Annotated in this window: 11 protein-coding genes; 4 read left to right on the top strand and 7 right to left on the bottom strand. The window is 71.5% G+C overall.

All coding sequences use genetic code 11. From position 1 onward, the window contains the following. Positions 1-55: 55 nt before the first annotated feature. Genes OG408_RS01810 through OG408_RS01800 form a run of 4 tightly spaced genes read left to right on the top strand, consistent with a single transcriptional unit; the run spans position 56 to position 6,006 of the window. Positions 56-1,492 (top strand): caspase family protein, encoded by a 1,437-nt coding sequence (locus tag OG408_RS01810; RefSeq protein ID WP_326667716.1) that lies wholly within the window; start codon positions 56-58, stop codon positions 1,490-1,492. Next, positions 1,419-5,093 carry a wHTH domain-containing protein gene (locus OG408_RS40120; protein ID WP_442806121.1) on the top strand — a complete coding sequence of 1,225 codons (3,675 nt, stop codon included), beginning with the start codon at positions 1,419-1,421 and terminating at the stop codon, positions 5,091-5,093. The genes OG408_RS01810 and OG408_RS40120 overlap by 74 nt, the downstream gene beginning before the upstream one ends. After that, positions 5,093-5,398: a hypothetical protein gene (locus tag OG408_RS01805; RefSeq protein WP_326667714.1), complete on the top strand. Its 306-nt coding sequence runs from the start codon at positions 5,093-5,095 to the stop codon at positions 5,396-5,398. The genes OG408_RS40120 and OG408_RS01805 overlap by 1 nt, the downstream gene beginning before the upstream one ends. Then, on the top strand, positions 5,395-6,006 hold the full coding sequence (locus OG408_RS01800) for a hypothetical protein (RefSeq protein ID WP_326667712.1): 612 nt from the start codon (positions 5,395-5,397) through the stop codon (positions 6,004-6,006). Before OG408_RS01805 ends, OG408_RS01800 begins: the two co-directional genes overlap by 4 nt. A 59-nt stretch (positions 6,007-6,065) precedes the next feature. Here OG408_RS01800 and OG408_RS01795 read toward each other — a convergent pair whose 3' ends face one another. The 7 genes from OG408_RS01795 to OG408_RS01765 all read right to left on the bottom strand — a co-directional run bounded on the left by OG408_RS01795 (position 6,066) and on the right by OG408_RS01765 (position 16,660). Continuing rightward, positions 6,066-6,839 carry a phosphatase PAP2 family protein gene (locus OG408_RS01795; protein ID WP_326667711.1) on the bottom strand — a complete coding sequence of 258 codons (774 nt, stop codon included), beginning with the start codon at positions 6,837-6,839 and terminating at the stop codon, positions 6,066-6,068. Next, on the bottom strand, positions 6,840-7,793 hold the full coding sequence (locus tag OG408_RS01790) for a YihY/virulence factor BrkB family protein (RefSeq protein WP_285563919.1): 954 nt from the start codon (positions 7,791-7,793) through the stop codon (positions 6,840-6,842). Continuing rightward, complete coding sequence (locus OG408_RS01785) at positions 7,794-9,548, bottom strand: diacylglycerol kinase family protein (RefSeq protein ID WP_326667708.1); 1,755 nt, start codon at positions 9,546-9,548, stop codon at positions 7,794-7,796. It abuts the gene before it with no gap. A gap of 229 nt (positions 9,549-9,777) precedes the next feature. Next, positions 9,778-12,876, bottom strand: a complete 3,099-nt coding sequence (locus tag OG408_RS01780) for an alpha-mannosidase (RefSeq protein WP_326667706.1) — start codon at positions 12,874-12,876, stop codon at positions 9,778-9,780. Between the two features lie 73 nt (positions 12,877-12,949). Further along, positions 12,950-13,966, bottom strand: a complete 1,017-nt coding sequence (locus tag OG408_RS01775; protein WP_326667704.1) for a LacI family DNA-binding transcriptional regulator — start codon at positions 13,964-13,966, stop codon at positions 12,950-12,952. A 55-nt stretch (positions 13,967-14,021) separates the two neighbouring features. Next, entirely contained in the window at positions 14,022-14,951 is a 930-nt protein-coding gene (locus tag OG408_RS01770) for an ROK family protein (RefSeq protein WP_326667702.1), read from the bottom strand. After that, entirely contained in the window at positions 14,948-16,660 is a 1,713-nt protein-coding gene (locus OG408_RS01765; protein ID WP_326667700.1) for a class I mannose-6-phosphate isomerase, read from the bottom strand. Before OG408_RS01765 ends, OG408_RS01770 begins: the two co-directional genes overlap by 4 nt. Positions 16,661-16,833 lie beyond the last annotated feature (173 nt).

Here is a 16,833-nt window from a genome sequence, read left to right as displayed (position 1 = left end):
CGCAGCCGTTCATCATCTACGAGCAGGAGTACGGCGCGAGCAACGGGGTGAGTGGATGGACAGTGATCGTCGCGCTCTTCTGGTGGGGGTGCCGCAGCAGACCGAGCACGCCTTTCCACTGCGGTCCATCGGCGATCCCGTCCGCGAGGACCTGCGCAGGATGCGCGAAGCCCTTGAGGCCTGCGAGTACCGGTGCACGGTGCTCGGCCCGGGAGGTCCCGACGAGAGCAGGCGGGACGCCATCCAGGACGCTGTCCGGGACGCGCTGCGCTCGGTCCCGGCCGGCGGTGTGCTGTTCGTCTACTTCTCCGGCCACGGACTGCACCTCGGAGGAAAGGACCACCTGGTCCCCTCCAACGCCAAGGCGCTGGCCGACGGCAGCCCGGACACGGACTCGCTGATCGACCTGGACCGGGACTTCTTCGGCATGCTGGGGCCGACCGCCTGCCCCGCGGCCTTGGTCATCGCCTGCTTCGACGCCTGCCGTGACGGATCGGGTACGAGCGGCATCCGCCCGTACCACTACCGGGCGCCGCACCCCACACAACTGGTCGTCGGCAACAGCTGCGCACCGGGGGAGACCAGCGGATACGACGCCGACGGCAGCCATTTCACCAAGGCCCTGGCATACGCGCTGCACCCCGATTCGCCCCACCGCACGCTCCGGCAGGTCAGCGCCTCGGTCACGGCGGAGCTCAGGGACCACGAGCAGCATCCCCAGTGGTCGCCCGCCGGCGACCTCCCCGACGTCGTGGTCGCCGATACCGGCGGCGTGCCGGAGTGGGTGCAGGCGGTGTCCACCGCACACCTGTGGAGCCTGCCGTGCAGTGATCCTCCGGAGGTGCAGGAGGTGCTCCGCGAGCGCGTGGAAGCGGCCGTGCGGAGCCTGTCCGGAAAGTACCGCCGGGCGAGCGAACAGATGCCGCACCCTTGGCGGGACGACGACTATCCGATGCGCGTGCTGGACAGCGTCGCCGGGCTCCCCACCGGCACGCGCCCGCTCAGCGCGCTGGAGAAGGCACTGCTGTGCGGCCTGCCGTTCATGCTGGCCACAGCGCTCGCCGAGGAGTTCACGGCCCTCTTCGACTCGTTCAAGGGTTTCGCGCGCCTCGACGCCGCACAGATGCGACACGTTCTCAGGGAACACGAGCACGACTTCTCCGCCCTGGACGAGAACCGCGTGCGGCGGCTGCACGCCCGTGACCGGACGGACGAGGCGTGGGCGCTCACCACCTGGCGGCTGCTGAAGCGCAGGAGCGGTCTGCGCATCGCCGGCGCGGAGGAGACGGACCACCTGGTTGACTGCGCCTCGCGCCTCGTCGACGTACTGCTGCAGGACGTGGCGGCCAGCCATCAGAAGGCCCTGCGCGCCATCGTCGACCGGCTCGCCCGCCACGACCTACCCGAGCTGCACGGCCCTGGACGACTACTCCGGCACCCTCAGTCACTTCAAGGTCACCTCCCGCGGTGCCTCGCAGCTCAACGACCATGATCTCGCCGCCCGGTGGTCACTCGGCGCGGCGCTGGCGGTCGACGTCCGCGAACTCTCGGAGATGGTCGCCGAGCACATCGGCACCATGTATCCCCTCGGGCCGCAGGAGGTCCTCCTCTGCCTCGAGGACGCGAGCCGCCGCCTGGACGAGGAGCGTGCCGTGGTGGAGGTGCTCCAATGCCCGCACGGAGCGCTCCACAAGGCCCTGGAGCTGCACGCCACCCGCTGCCGCGAGGCACTCAGCCGGCTGCACGGCATGGATCTGCCCGTCCACCTCAACTGGCTGCGCTTCGTCCGGACGATCGACGTATCGGTCCACCCGTCGCCCGGCGCGTACAACCTGCCGTTGCTGACCTTCCAGTTCGATCAGCGGGCGGTCTCCCACCTCCTCATGGGCGAGCAGCTGTACGGCGATCCGGCCCTGGCACTGCGCGAGCTGTACCAGAACGCCCTCGACGCCTGCCGGTATCGCGACTACCGCTACAAGTGGGCCACGTCCCAGGGGGGCGGGGACCCCGACTGGCCCGGCAGGATCCTCATCACCCAGTACCAGCAGGACGGGCGCACCGTCATCGAATGCCTCGACAACGGTGTGGGCATGACCGCGGAACAGCTGAAGGACCTGTTCGCCCGGGCCGGCCGCAAGCTCTCGGACTCGTCGGAGTTCCAGCACGAACTGGGCGAGTGGCAGCAGGCCGGCATCGAGCCACGCTTCAACAGCCGGTTCGGCATCGGGGTACTCAGCTACTTCATGCTGGCCGACGAGATCACCGTGGTGACGCGGCCCACCAACGCCCGGGGCCAGGCCACCGGTGAGCCGCTGCAGGCCGACATCGTGGGCACGGCCACCCTGTTCCGGATCAACCCCGCCCGGCACGACAACGGAGACGTGGCGAAGGTGGAGCACGGCGGCACGCTCGTCCGCCTCTATCTGTCCGCCGACCAGACGAACCAGACGGGCCGGCCGGCAGGCGGCCTCTCGGCGAGCCGTACGCTCGGCGAACTCCTCTGGTACACCGAGTTCGACACCCAGGTCCGGGACGACTCGACGGGACACTTCGTGGTCTGGGAGCGCGGGAAGCTGCGGATCCCTCACGACGAGGTGCGCGCTTCCCTCGCGGTCGGCGGCACGGCCGGGGAACTGTGGTGGGTGGACGGGGAAGGACGGCTGCTCGCGGACGGGATCGCCACGTCACGCAACACGTTCGGCTGCGTGATCAACGTACGCGATCAGCGCGACCTCACACTCAGCGTGAGTCGCAATGAGGTACAGAGCTGGGACCAGGGGAAGGCTGCGGACCTCCTCGCGGCCCATCTGCCGGAACTGGCCTCCTGGCCGCGTGTCACTCTCGCCTGGCTGCTGCGCTTCGGGCAGGAGGCGCCCCGGCTGGGTGACGACCTGCTGCGGGTGTTCGCGGACATTCCGCTGCGGGTGGAGAGCCCACGGTCGCGGCACGGAGCGGCCCCGGGGGCGGGTTCGGGCCAGGACGGGGTGTTCCGCATCTCCGACATCGGCTGGTGCCCGTTCGACGCCGTGTTCCTCACGAACGAGGAGCTTCCCGCGTTCCTGAAGGGATCCATCCACCGCGACGACGTCCGGGGGTGGCGGAGCTCGGTTCTCGGGCGCTCACCCGATCACACCAGCCCCTCGCAGGTCAGAACCACCCTGGGCCTCGTGGCGTCGAACCAGGGCGGTTCCATGGCCGACCTCAGAACGGCGCTGAGCCCTCACCCGGGCTCGAAGGCCACGGTCGTGCCCGCGGAGACGAGCGCCGCGGACTGGTTCCTCCACTCGGAACACCCCGTTGCCCACCAGGCAGGGCTGCGGCGCACACCCCCCGGAGAGGACGGCGTCATCTGGCTTCCCCTCGACAGCACGGAACGGGCCCTGCTGGGGTGGCGGCGCACTCTTCTCGGACGTACGGCCGACCTGTCCGTCCCCGCCTTCCTTCCGGCGAGCATCGGCATCGCGCGCATCAGCGCGACGCAGGCCGCCGCGAGGCGGAGGTACGGAGTCTCACGGCGTCAACAGCCCTGGCCATGGGACGTCCTTGTCGCGGTGGCTGCACAGCACAGAATCCCGCTCGGGGAACTGTGGGCGGAGTTCGAGGACTTCCCGGAGAGTCTTTTCGGCCCCCTGCCCGAGCTGCCGGAGCACCTGGTCGACAGGGTGCCCCGCCCGAGCGACGCCATCTGGAGCGTTTTCGAGGACGCCCGGAGGGAAGGACTGCTGGGGCCCAAGGCGCTCCGCGACTGGGCCGAGCGCTACGAGACCCTCGCTATGCCGGGGCATGTCCGAAGGCTGTTGAGCTACCTCGACGTGCGGGACACCCTCACCCGTGAGTCCAGATCGCTGACCGAACGTCTCCTGGGTTGCCAGGCGTTCTTCCAGGACGGCGAGCTGAGCGTCATCGATGCCGTCCGGGCGGCGGCCGGGGCGCAGGTGTCCGTTGCGGAGGTCATCGAGCTCGCCGTGGAGCTTCGGGAGCCCCTGGAGCTGACGTCCATACCCGAGATCACCGACGGTGAGATGCGGCCCCCGAAATGGCTGGCCGGCATGTGGTTCAGGAAGCGGGAGTCGGAACGCCCCGAAGAACGCAACTGGCTCGATGCGGCCGCGCTCTACTCCGTCCGGCGCCTGCCCAGGGAACAACTGCAGCAGGGTCTGGAGTTGCTGGCAGGGCTGGGCGTGCGCTGCCCGGTCGCGACGGCGCCCCTGGAGGACGTGATCGACGGCGACGCGGATCTGGACACGTCTGCCCTCGTCAAGGGAACGCTGAACACCTATGAAGGCGACAGCGTCACCCTCGTGGACCGCTGGGAGATCGACGCCGGCAAGCTGCTCTGGTTCGCCGCGCACCGGCAACTGACGATCGGCGAGGCGCTCGAACGCGCTACGGCCGTCGCGGTGCGGGTCGGGATGCCGCTGACCGTGCGGCCGTCGAAGAGTACGTGGCACCTGGAGGTCACTCCGGCCCTCTGGACCGCGATGAACGGCGCCGCGAACCTCGGCGACACCCATTCGGGGCTCCGGCCGGAGGTGACACCGCTGTCCATGGCGCGACTGGCCTACATCGAGGACTTGACGCTGGGTGAAGCCGTCCACCTGCTGCGGCCGTTCGAGGAACTCGGCGTACCGCTCCCGGAACTCGGCAGTGCCACCGAGGTGGCACTGGCACACAAACCCACCGAGGACGACTTGTGGGCCCTGGCCAGCGACCGGGACGGCAGCGAGCCCCCCATTCCCGTGCAGGTCGACCCGCTCACCGTCGTACGCACCGCGCTGCGCCTCGGCCACGACCTACGGCCGGTCTACCGGATGTTCGCCGCGTACCGCCCCTTCGGCATGGTCGTCGACTTCCCCGAACCCGACGACGGGATGGGCGTCCCTCGCTGGGAGGACCCCATCATCCTCAGCTTCGCCGGCGACGGACAGGAGCCCGCGCTGGAGGGCGCGGTCAGCGAGCGGCGCCTCGCCTGGTGCGCCGAGGCCGTCGGCCGCACCGGTGACACGGAATGGGTGCGGGAGCGGCTGCGGCTGTACGCCTCCGTGTTCCGCCTGGACATTCCCGAAGCGCCCGCACGGACGAAGGAGATGTGATGGCCGCACCACGGCACCGCAAGCGGCTCGGCTGGGAGAACGTGCCCATGACGCCGCAGCAGTCCGCCCTGACCCCCGATGGCAAGGGCGGCCTGGTCTTCTCCGGGACGTGTCCGCGCTGCATGGGCACCTTCTCCAGGACCTACCGCTCCGCCACCCCCGGACCGGTGAAGGGCTCCGGGGCGCCCGGCGGCGCCCCGAGGCCGCTCACGGTGCTGTGCGAGTGCGGGGTCAACCACTCCGGACGCCCCGACGTGGAGAGGCAGCTCGGCTGCGGTGCCCACTGGCAGGCCGGCCGCCCGTGACCCAGCGTCCGGAGAGCAGATGGCAGGACCTCGCCGATGAACTGCCCTTCCAGCAGCTGGACATCGTACGCAGACAGGCGGAGGGATGGCGCAACGGCCTCACCGGGCTGACCGGCCTCCTCACGGCCGTACTCGTCCTCAAGGGGCGCGAGACGTTCACCGACCTGCCCGGCTGGGCGGTGGTCCTGGCGAGCGGCCTCATCGCCGGCGGGTTCCTGTTGCTGCTGGCGGGGACTCTGCTGGCGGTACGAGCCAGCCATGGGCGCCGGACCAAGGACATCGTGACCAATGGCGCGGATCTGGAGGAGTGGACGGAGCAGGAGACGCAGGACTGCCGGCGGGCCCTGTCCCGGGCCATCGGCTGTTTCGTCGCCGGGGTGATGCTCGTCGCGTCATCCGTGGGGGTGGCCTGGACGACGTACGCGAGCCCGGACCCGAGTCCCGGCATGAGTGTTCAGGTGACCACGACCGGCGGCGTCCTGTGCGGGCGGCTTGCCGCATCCGACGGGAAGACGCTGCGACTGACCACGGGCACCGCGCCGGAGCAGCGCGTGCGGTCCGTGCCCATGGCCACCGCACTCGCCGTGGTCGCGGTGCCTGCCTGCTGAGTGAGGCCGGTTGGGGGAGGGGCGCGCCTTCCACGGTCTCCGGCGTGGCAGCCCGTCGTTCAACGCTCCGGAGCGGCCTCGCTCAGTTCGGGTTCCAGACCCTCGGCCATCTGGCTGCGGCGACGGCCCGAATCGGCTCGCCAGGCTTCGAACGCCCAGGCGGTCGAAGCCACCACGGCAAGACCGAGGAGCCAGCCGCCCACCACATCGCTGAACCAGTGGACGCCGAGCGCGACCCGGGTGAAGCCCACGCCCACCACCGACACCACCGAGACGCTCCAGAAGAGGGTGCGCAGCCGGCCACGAGGCACCAGCGGCAGCAGGGCCAGCAGCAGGATGGCGAACGAGGTGGTGGCCGTCATGGCATGACCCGAGGGGAAGGAGAAGCCCGGCGCCTGGGCCACCGGGTCCGACAGGGAGGGCCTGGCCCGCTCGACCACGACCTTGACCAGCAGCCCGATCAGGGCGCTCGCCACCGCCGTCACGCCGGACCAGGCGGCCAGCCGCCAGGCGCGGCGCCAGAGCAGCCACACCGTCAGCAGCGCGACCACACAACGCAGCGTCGCCGGATCCCAGACCCAGTCGGACAGGAAGCGGAGGGTGCTTGTCCACCCGGGGTGTGCGCGCGCCGTCTCGTGCAGCCGCCGCGCCGCACCCGCGTCCATGACGCGCAGCGGGCGCCACCGGCCCTCGACGAGGACGAGAAGAAGGCCGAAGGGCACCGCGGAGAGCGCGGCGACGGCAGCGGCACCGATGAGCCGTGCGCCGAATCTGCGGTCGGCCGCCCGTGCGCGGCGCTCACGAAGCAGCCGCCCGGTCGCTCGTACAACCATTCAGGCTCCTGGATCGGGATGGATGGGGCCGGGGCGCTTGGCCCGTGCGGCCTCCAGCTGTGCGGCGAAGGACAGGCCGAGAAAGAGGGCGATGGAGGTCAGATAGGCCCAGAGGAGCAGTGACATGAACGCACTCAACGGGCCGTAGACGGTGTCGAAGGACCCGCTGACCGAGAGGTAGAGGCTGAGCAGCCAGGTCAGCAGGGTCCACAGCACCAGATAGACGGCCGCCCCGAACGCCAGCCAGGTGTAGCCGGGCTGCTTCCGGCGGGGCGAGCGGCGGAAGATCGCGCTCGCGGAGATGAGCGCGAGCAACAGCCCGCACGGCCAGCGCAGCAGGTCCCAGGCGTGCCCGGCGCCCTCGCCGAGCCCGTAGACCGACACAGCGGCCGCTGCCAGGTCACCGCCCACCACCATCAGGATGAACCCGATTCCCAGGGGGATCCCGGCAGCCAGCGCCATCACCAGGCCGCGGAAGTACTTCTGGTGGAAGGGGCGGTCGCGTTCGACCCCGTAGATCCGGTTGGCGCCGCGTTCGATCTGGCACATCGCCGTGGTGACGTTGACCAGCGAGAAGGCCAGGCCGAACCAGAGCGTGAGCTGGGTCCCGTCGCCGGCGCGCTGCCGGCTGCGGTCGAGCGCGTCGTCCACGACCTCGGCGCTCGGCCCCGCGGCGATGCGGTGGATGGTCAGTTCCGTCAGTCTCCCTATGTTCTCCGTGTGCAGGGTGGCGGAGAGGCCGACGAAGGCGATGACCAGCGGTATGACGGCGAGAACCGTCTGAAGGGCGAGCGCGCGGGAGTGGCTGAAGCCGTCCGCGTAACGGAAGCGGACGAAGGAGTCGCGTACCAGCGCCCAGCGGCCGTAGCGGCGCAGCGAGGCCAGCGCCTCGTCGGCGGAGAGTTCGTCACCTGCCATGTCGCGGGTCTGCGGGACCCGGGTCGCGGTGCCCATTCACTCGCTCCCTGACGGCAGGAGCACGGTCAGTGCCCCGGGTTCGACCTCGGCGACGAGCCACCGGCCCGGCCCCACCGGGTCTCCGTCGATCTCGCGCGGCTGCTGCGGAGCGAAGCGGAGTTCGGCGCGGCGGAAGGTGAAGTACTCCACCGCGGTGCCGGTGCCTTCGCCGTCGGCGGGCGGGAAACTGCTCTGCGCGGCGGGGCGGGGCGGTTTCGAGCGGCCGCGCAGCAGTATGCCGACGGCACGCAGCCAGCCGGTGGGCCCGTGCGGGTCGAAGACGGCCAGATCGAGGAGCCCGTCGTCGGGTTCGGCGGCCGGGACGAGGGCGGCGCCGCCCTGCACCCTGCCTATGTTGGCGAGGAGCACCATACGGGCGGTGCGGTGCAGAACGGGCCCGCGGTCCAGCCGGATCGACAGGGACATCCGGGGCGCTCGCAGGCTGCTGACACCGGCCACCACGTAGGCGGGCCAGCCGATGACGGACTTCGCGCGGTCTCCGGTGTGCTCCAGCATCGCGGCGTCCAGTCCGGCGCCGGCCATGGCGGTGAAGCGCGTCGGGGGGAGGCCGTCGCCCTCGATCCGGCCGAGGTCGATCCGGCGGGGGCTGCCCGACAGCGCGGCGGCCAGGGCGTCCGCGGGTTTGAGCGGCAGCCCCAGATTCCGGGCGAGCAGATTGCCGGTGCCGCAGGGCACCACGGCCAGACCGACTCCGGTACCGGCCAGTGCGTCCGCCACGGTCCGCACCGTTCCGTCGCCGCCACAGACCACGACCAGCGCTGCTCCGTCGCGGACCGCGGCGGCCGCCTGGCCGCCGCCCGGGTCGTCGGCGGTGGTGGAGACGAACTCCACGGAGTGACGCCCGTGTTCCTCCAGGACCAGCCGCAGCGTGTCGCGTTCCGCGTCGTCGGTCACGGTCGGGTTGACGATGACGACGGTGTGGCCCGGCACGTGTTCCGAGCGCTCCTCCGCGGCCTCCAGCGCGATCTCCATGGCGTTCGACGGAGCGGGGGCCGGGCTGCTGCCGTCGGTCATCATGGCGCGGCCGACGATCAGGAGCGACAGGCTGCCGTTCAGCAGGCCGCCGAGGACATCGGTGGGGTGGTGCATCCCCCGGTAGAGGCGTGCCACCGCCACGAGCAGCGGTACGAGAAGCAGCAGGAAGCCGGCCACCTTCCGCCAGGGGCCCCGGATCCGGGTGAGCACCAGAACGGCGAGACCCGCGTAGAGAGCCGTCGCGGCCCCGGTGTGGCCGGAGGTGTAGCTGGCGGTCGGCGGCGAGGCGTCGAGGCGGTCCACATCGGGTCGTTCCCGGTCCACGGACACGGTGATGACCAGGAACACCAGCGCCTGGAGCGAGACGGAGACGGCGAGGAACACCGCCTCCCGCCACTTCGGCAGCCTGGGTATGAGGATCAGGCCCACACAGACCAGGGCGGTGATGATGATCACCGTGGCGGTGTTGCCGGCCTCCGACGCCATGAACGAGGCGTCGTTGAGGCCCGCGTTGCGCAGGTTCTCGAAGCCCTCGTTGACGCGGTCCTCGCTGTTCAGGGGCCAGATGCCGGCTGCGGGTCCGGTGATCAGGAGGCCGAGGCCCACCATCAGTGCGGCCTGGCAGACGGTCAGTGCGCCGATCCGGACGGCGGCCCCGCCGCTGCCACTGGTCAGGGCGGGAGACCGCCCCGGCCGGGAGACGGCCCGGGGTTCCGTGGACCTGTGGACCGGTCTCTCCGGCAGGGCGGTGGGCATGGCGCTCCCCGTGTTCGGCAGTGCGACGACAGTGGTGGCCGGGCGCGTGTTCGGCCCGTCCGGTGTTCCGCCGTCTGCCCCGAAATCCGCCCGGCAGGCATGCACCCGTCCGCCGTGTGATCCCTCGCGCCACGTGAGCCCCTGTGCCCCGTGTGTGCCCCGGCCCGGGCGACGCTCATCAGCCCCGGGTCCCGGACGGGGCTGATGAGCGCGTCACGGCCGTCGCCATTCAGCCCACGTCGACAGCCGAGGCCGCGTGGCCGGCAGGCACCAGGCGAAGGGTCAGGATCTGGAACGGGCGCAGGGACAGCGTCACGTCGGATCCCTCCAGGACCGGAGCGGGCTCACTCTCCAGCTCCCGTTCCAGCAGATCCGTGACCCGTGCGGAGGCGACGGCGAAACCGGCTCGGAGGGTGGTCCGCACCCGGCCGCCGCCGGACTCGTAGACCCGGACGATCACGTCGCCCGAGCGGTCGTCCGCGAGCTTGATCGCCTCGATGACGACGCCGACGTCATCGACCCGCACCAGCGGCTCGACGGTCGCGCCGCCGGGGACCGCACGCTCGGGCAGGTTGAAGTGATAGCCCTCGCGGATCGCGTCGTGGATGTCCGCGCCGAGGACCAGCGCGTACCGCAGCCGGTGTTCACCTCGGTCGCAGTCGGGATCGGGGAAGAGCGGGGCGCGCAGGAGCGAGATCCGCGCCGTCGTGGTGGTTCCGCCGTCGGGGCGGACGTCCCGCGTCACGTCGTGGCCGTAGCTGGAGTCGTTGACCAGGGCCGCGCCCCAGCCCGGCTCCGCGAGGTGCAGGTAGCGGTGGGCACAGATCTCGAACCGGGCGCTGTCCCACGAGGTGTTGCTGTGCGTGGGGCGCCGGACATGGCCGAAGGGGATCTCGGCGCTGGACTCCGCCGCCCGTACGTCGAGCGGGAAGGCGGCCTTGAGTATCTTCTCGGACTCCTGCCAGTCGACGTCCGTCTCGACGTCGAGACGGCGGCTGCCCTCGTCGAGACGCAGCACCTGAGTGATGCGGGAGGCGTTGAAGCTGCGTACCACCCTCACCCCGCCGGGGACCGCGGCGACCTCGTCCGCCCCGGTCAGGTCGCGCACGGTGTTGCGGTAGAACGCGTCGACGTCCCAGGCATCCCACTGGTTCGGGAAGTCCTGGTGCAGCTGGAGGAGGTTGCCGACCGCACCGGGCGCGAGCGCCTCGCGGCCGGCCGTCAGGTCCAGGGCGGAGGTGACCAGGCCCCGGGCGTCCACCGTGAAGCGCACGAGGCCGTTGTCCAGGACGAACCCGCCGTCCTCGACGGGCCGGGCGGCGACCTGGCGGGCAGTCCGCCCACGCGGTGAGGCGCCGAGCGCGGGAACGCCGTCGCGTGCGTGCGGGGCCGCGTTGAACACGGTCTCGCCGTCGGCCCCGCTTCCGTCGGCCGGCCCGGTCCCGCTCGCCGCGAGATCGCGCTGGGCGCCGTCGATGACCTCGCCGAGCTCCCGGGCCACCTCCGCGTACGTTTCCTCGGCCTCCCGGTGCACCCACGCGATCGACGTGCCGGGCAGGATGTCGTGGAACTGGTGGAGCAGCACGGACTTCCACACCCGGTCGAGCAGTTCGTACGGGTACGGGCGGCCGCCGCGCACGGCCGCCGTCGCGGCCCACAGCTCGGCCTCCCGGAGCAGGTGCTCGCTGCGGCGGTTGCCCTGCTTGGTGGCGAGCTGACTGGTGAGCGTGCCGCGGTGCAGCTCCAGGTAGAGTTCGCCGACCCAGACGGGCGCGTCTTGGTACTCCGCCCGCGCCTTGGTGAAGAACTCCTCGGGGCCCTCCATCTCCAGCCGCGCCGAACCTTCGAGGTTCTCCAGCCTCCGTGCGCGTGCCAGCATCTCGCGGGTGGGACCGCCGCCGCCGTCCCCGTAGCCGAACGGGACGAGGGAACGGTTCGCCGCGCCCTTGTCCCGGAAGTTGCGCTCGGTGTGCGCGATGTCGGCGCCGGAAAGATCGCCGTTGTAGGAGTCGACGGGAGGGAAGTGGCTGAAGATGCGGGTCCCGTCGATGCCCTCCCACCAGAAGGTGTGGTGAGGGAATGCGTTGGTGGTGTTCCAGGAGATCTTCTGGGTGAGGAACCACTCGATGCCGGCCAGCTTCATGAGCTGCGGCAGTGCCGCGTTGTAACCGAAGGTGTCGGGCAGCCACATGTCCTTCGTCTCGACCCCGAACTCCTCCAGGTAGAAGCGCTTGCCGTGCACGAACTGACGGACCAGCGACTCCCCTCCGGAGAGATTGGTGTCCGGTTCGACCCACAGACTGCCGGTGGGCAGGAACTGCCCGGTGCGCACCTTCTCGACCACGCGGGCGAACACCTCGGGCCGCTGCTCCTTGAGCCAGGCGAGCTGCTGCGCCTGGGACATGACGAAGCGGAACTCGGGGTGGTCGTCCATCAGGGCGGTGACGTTCGAGACGGTCCGGGCCGCCTTGCGCACGGTCTCGCGTACGGGCCAGAGCCAGGCGGTGTCGATGTGCGCGTGGCCGACGGCGGAGACGCGGTGGGCGCTCGCGTGCGCGGGGGAGGCCAGCGCCGGGGCGAGGATCTCGCGTGCGTGCGCGGCGCTCTCGCCGATCTCCTGGAGGTCGATGACGTCCAGGCCGCGGTTCACGGCGTGCTCCAGCTGCCGGCGCCGGGTGGAGTCCTCGGGCAGCTGGTGCATCAGGCCTCCGAGGACGTCCAGATCCTGTACGAGCTCCCAGACGGCGGAGTCGAAGAGGGCGAAGTCCATCCGGTTCAGCCGGTAGAGCGGCTCGCCCGGTGCCCCGTCGCCGTGCAGCCAGGGGGCGACACCGCCGGACCGGGTCGGGACGAAGGGGTCGCCCCCGGCACCCGAGTCGAAGATCACCGGGTTGGCGGACGCCTCGACGTAGTAGACGAACGACTCGCCACCGGCGGCACGTTCGGCGACCGGCAGCCAGGTGTTGCGGGGATTGAGCGCCTTGACCGGTGTTCCGTCGGCGCGGTGGACGAGGCCCTCGGCGGAGAAGCCCGGCTGCGTGCTGCCGAAGCCCAGGTCCAGAACCGCCTCGACGCGCTGTCCGGCCCAGGCGGCGGGCACGGTGCCGCTGATCCGGAACCAGCTGGTGGACCAGGCAGGTCCCCACATCGCACCGGTGCGGACCGGCTCGTACGGGGCTGCGATTCCTTCGGCCACGGGCACGGGCTCACCCGTGACGTTCCATGTCGCGACGTCCAGGGGCAGGCTCTCGCGGTACACCGCGGGCCGCAGGCGCTGGTCGAGCACGCGGGCGAGACGGCGTTCGGTGACCGTTCGGTCGTGGTGCATGGGGGACTCCGTGAGGGAGGACGGGGAGGCGAAAGGGCAAGCCGGTGCCGTGGCAGCGGCGGCAGGGAACGGGTCAGCGCGTCCCGTAGCGGATGACGTGGGTGGGTACGACGGTCCGGCGGGCCGGGATCGGCTCGGCGGACGAACCGTTGATCCGGTCGATGAGCATCTGGCCCGCCCGCCGGCCGATCTCGTCGGCGTCGTACGAGACGATGGTCAGCGGCAGACCGAGGACGTCCGCGAGGTCGAAGTCGTCGAATCCGGCCAGCGCGACCGGTCTGCCGAGCGCCCGCACGGCGCGGATGGCGCCCTGCGTCAGGCGGTTGTTGGTGCAGAAGAGGGCTGTCGGCGCGTCGGGTGCGTCGAGCAGCGCCCGTGCGGCGGCCTCCGCGGTGGGCACATCGGTGAGGCCGCGCCGCACCTGGCCCTCGTCGGGTTCGAGCCCGGCCGCCTCATGGGCGGCCCAGTATCCGCGGAACCGTTCGGCGCCGGTGTACAGGGCGGGCGGGTTGCCCAGGAAGCCGATGCGGCGGTGGCCGTCCGCGATGAGCTGTCCGGTGGCCTGCTCGGCGCCGCCGAAGTCGTCGACGAGGACGCAGTCGGCGTCCATCCCGGCGGGCGGCCGGGACGCCAGGACGATCGGCATGCCGCGCAGCGCCGCGGGCGCGAGATGACGGTGGCTGCTGCCCGCCGGCACGACGATCATGCCGTCGACCTGACGGGACGCCAGGTCCTCGACGAGCCCGCGTTCCCTGTCGACCTGCTCCGCGGTGTTGCTGAGCAGCACCCGCAGGCCGTGCTCGGACGCCACCTCCTGCACACCGAGCGCCAGACGCGAGTAGAAGGGGTTGGCGAGGTTGGTGACGACCAGTCCGATCATCCCGCTGCCGCCCAGCCGCAGACTGCGCGCCGTCTCGTTGCGCCGGTAGCCGAGTGCCTCGACGGCGGCGAGCACGCGCTCCCGGGCGGCCTCGCTGACCCGGGTGTCGTTCTTCAGCACCCGGGAGACCGTCATGGCACTGACGCCGGCGCTCGCGGCCACGTCGCGCATCGTCGGGGCTCCGCCCTCACCCGATCGCTGCTGTGCCATGGGCGGTTCTCCTGCGGGGTCGTCGGGTGGCCGGTGGTTGGCGAACGCCGTCATTCTAGGTCCGTACGGGGGGAGTGCCGGCGGACCTGTGCAACGCCCAGTGGGCCGCGCCGATGAGCGGTGCGTCGGCGGGGCGTCCGGCCGTGACGGTCGGGGGCGCGGTCCCGGGTGCCCACGAGTCGAACCCCTCCCGGACGGCCGGCCCCACCAGGTCCCCCCAGGAGCGGGCCATCGACCCTCCCACGACCATCAGCTCCGGGCGGAACCGCTCGCACCAGGGTGCGAGCGCGCGCCCGAGCGCCCCGAAGCAGTGCCGGACGGTACGCAGGGCGTGTGTGTCACCGGCCCGGGCCGAACCGGCGATGTCGTGCACGTCCGGGAGGCCGTCGGCATCGGGCACCCCGGCGGTGCGGGCGTAGAACCTGCGGATGGCCCGCCGCGACACGACCTCCTCCAGCGGGAGCCCGTCGACGGTCATCCGGTGCGCCCTGCCGCCGGGCGGCACGTCGGGGCCCTCCACGACCGGGTGCCCGCCCGCCAGGAAGGAGGAGCCGACACCCGTCCCGAGCGTGATGCACAGGGCCCGGCTCCGGCCGGCGGCCGCGCCCGCCCGGTACTCGCCCAGGGCGAACGCGTCGGCGTCGTTGACGAAACTGATGCCGCTCGGGGCTCCCGGCAGCCGGCCGAGCAGTTCCGCGCCGACGTCCACACCGTGCAGCGCCTCGAACTTGCCGATGCCCCGGAACCGCCCGACACCGGCGGCGTAGTCGAAGGGACCCGGTATCGCCACGCCCCAGTGCGCGGCCACCGGGACGTCCACGCGGTCGGCGGCGGCGGCGATCGCGTCGAGGAGCTCACGGGCCGGCGCGCCGGCGGGGACCGGCTGCCGTACGACCGAGAAGGGGACGGGCCGTCCGGCCGCGGTGTCGATGACCGCGGCCGTCACATGGGTGCCGCCGATCTCCAGTACGGGAACGCGGTTCATACCTGCGTCACCAGGGACTTCACCACGTGCACCGGACGACTGCCGACGGGGTGCAGCCGGTAGGGGCCGACGGACGCGGGCACGGTGAGGGTCTCGGCGAACGCGAGCTCGTGACGGAGACCGCCGGCGGTCTCCACGACGACGCCGTCACCGGCCGAGACGTTGAGGATGTGGAAGCGGCCCGCGGTGTCGTCATCGGCGGCCTCCGGCCCCTCGATCACGAAGCGGTGCACGGCGTAGAACATGTCGGGCAGCGCGCCGACGACCTCCTCGCGCCAGCCCCGGCCCTCGCGCAGGGTCCGCGGCTGCTGGACGAGGTCCTTCAGCACGTCGTCGCCGCGCCGCGAGGTGTCGAGGTTGGCGAACCCGTGCGCGTACGAGAGCGGCCGCGGCGCACCCGAGGTGCCCTTGCGCAGCCAGTCGTAGAAGCGCAGGGAGTAGAGGTAGGGCGTGGCGCTGATCTCCAGGACCAGGTTGCCCTCGCCGGACGCGTGCGGGGTGCCGGCCGGGATCATGAAGAGCTGCCCGGCATCGGCCGGGTGCGTCATGACGTGGTCCTCGACGCGCAGCGGGAGCCCGTCCGCCGCGGCCGCCTCGACCTCCTTGCGCATGACGTCCACGTCAGCACTCTCCCGCAGGCCGAGGTAGACCTGCGCACCGGGTTCGCTCGCGGTCACGTAGTACGTCTCGTGCTGGGTGTACGGCCAGCCGAACGTGTCCCGCATGTACTGCTCCCGCGGGTGCAGGTGCAGGGACAGATTGCCGCCGCCGACCGTGTCGAGGTAGTCGAAGCGGATGGGGAACGACGTGCCGTAGCGACGGTGGACGTCAGGGCCGAGGAACTCCTCGGGGTGCAGCTCGCAGAGCAGCTGGAAGGGGAGCTCCACCTGGGCCGCCTCGTCCTGGCCGACCAGGATTCCGGCTTCGGGTGCGATGAGTTCGTAGCCGAGGGCCGTGTTGCCGCCCCGGGGCTCGAAGCCCAGCTCCCGCGCGCCCCACTGGCCGCCCCACGGCGTGGAGTTGAAGAAGGGGCGGGTACGGACGGGGCCGCTAGCCAGCACGGCGAGGGTGGCCCGCACGGCGGCGCCGTCCAGAGAGGCGGGGCCCCGCGCGCCCTGCAGGTCGACCCATCGGTCGACCCGGCGGGCGACGGCGTCGCGGTGGCGGTCGCCGACGGGCCAGTCGGTGTAGAAGAGGCTGCGCAGTTCGCCGGGGGTCCGGGGGCGGCCCAGGTTGGCACCGAGCGGCAGCTCTCCCCGCGTGACGGCCTCCTCGGCGTACCGCTTGGGAAGGTCGGCCCACCACAACAGGTCGGGTTCGGTGAGCGCGGCTCCCGGACCGAAGACGAGCCTGACGCCGGCGCGCGGACGCGGCTGGACGGGGGGCGTCACGAAGAGGTCGCCCATGGAGAACTCGGCCAGGGGCAGGAAGAACGGGTCCGCGTCCGCGTGCGGGACACAGAGCCGTTCGACGGCGTCCGCGGACCAGAGATCCCGGACGTCGCACAGGGTGACCTCGGTGCCCCGGGCGCGCAGAGCGGCGGCGAGGGAGGCGGCGGCCTCCTCCCAGTCCAGTGCGGCGGGCCCGTCGAGGGCGAGAACGGTGGAGGTCGTCGGCACGTCGGCGACGGCGGCCGCCCAGCCGGTGACGACGGTGCCGCCGGTGGCGGCGTACCGCGGGTTGCGTTCGTAGGGACGGGGCTGGTGCACAGATGCTCCTGATGAGGACGGGACCGGCAAGCGTGTGAATGGTATCGATAACATTCAACACGAACAAGACGCACGAGGAAATGACCCCCGATTCACCCGGCTGAAGTGCGGATCTGTCAAAGTCCAGGAGAAAGCCTTGTCTCGATCTCGTGGTGTCGTTAACATCCTGGCAA

This window comes from Streptomyces sp. NBC_01257, from assembly GCF_035917255.1.
Classification (GTDB): domain Bacteria; phylum Actinomycetota; class Actinomycetes; order Streptomycetales; family Streptomycetaceae; genus Streptomyces.
The sequence above is the reverse complement of the archived record's forward strand: the minus strand, read 5'-3'. Positions and strand labels throughout refer to the sequence as shown.

Coding starts and splice junctions, on each gene's coding strand:
- OG408_RS01810 (WP_326667716.1), top strand. CDS start 56: ATGGACAGTGATCGTCGCGCTCTTCTGGTGGGGGTGCCGCAGCAGACC.
- OG408_RS01805 (WP_326667714.1), top strand. CDS start 5,093: ATGGCCGCACCACGGCACCGCAAGCGGCTCGGCTGGGAGAACGTGCCC.
- OG408_RS01795 (WP_326667711.1), bottom strand. CDS start 6,839: ATGGTTGTACGAGCGACCGGGCGGCTGCTTCGTGAGCGCCGCGCACGG.
- OG408_RS01790 (WP_285563919.1), bottom strand. CDS start 7,793: ATGGGCACCGCGACCCGGGTCCCGCAGACCCGCGACATGGCAGGTGAC.
- OG408_RS01785 (WP_326667708.1), bottom strand. CDS start 9,548: ATGCCCACCGCCCTGCCGGAGAGACCGGTCCACAGGTCCACGGAACCC.
- OG408_RS01780 (WP_326667706.1), bottom strand. CDS start 12,876: ATGCACCACGACCGAACGGTCACCGAACGCCGTCTCGCCCGCGTGCTC.
- OG408_RS01775 (WP_326667704.1), bottom strand. CDS start 13,966: ATGGCACAGCAGCGATCGGGTGAGGGCGGAGCCCCGACGATGCGCGAC.
- OG408_RS01770 (WP_326667702.1), bottom strand. CDS start 14,951: ATGAACCGCGTTCCCGTACTGGAGATCGGCGGCACCCATGTGACGGCC.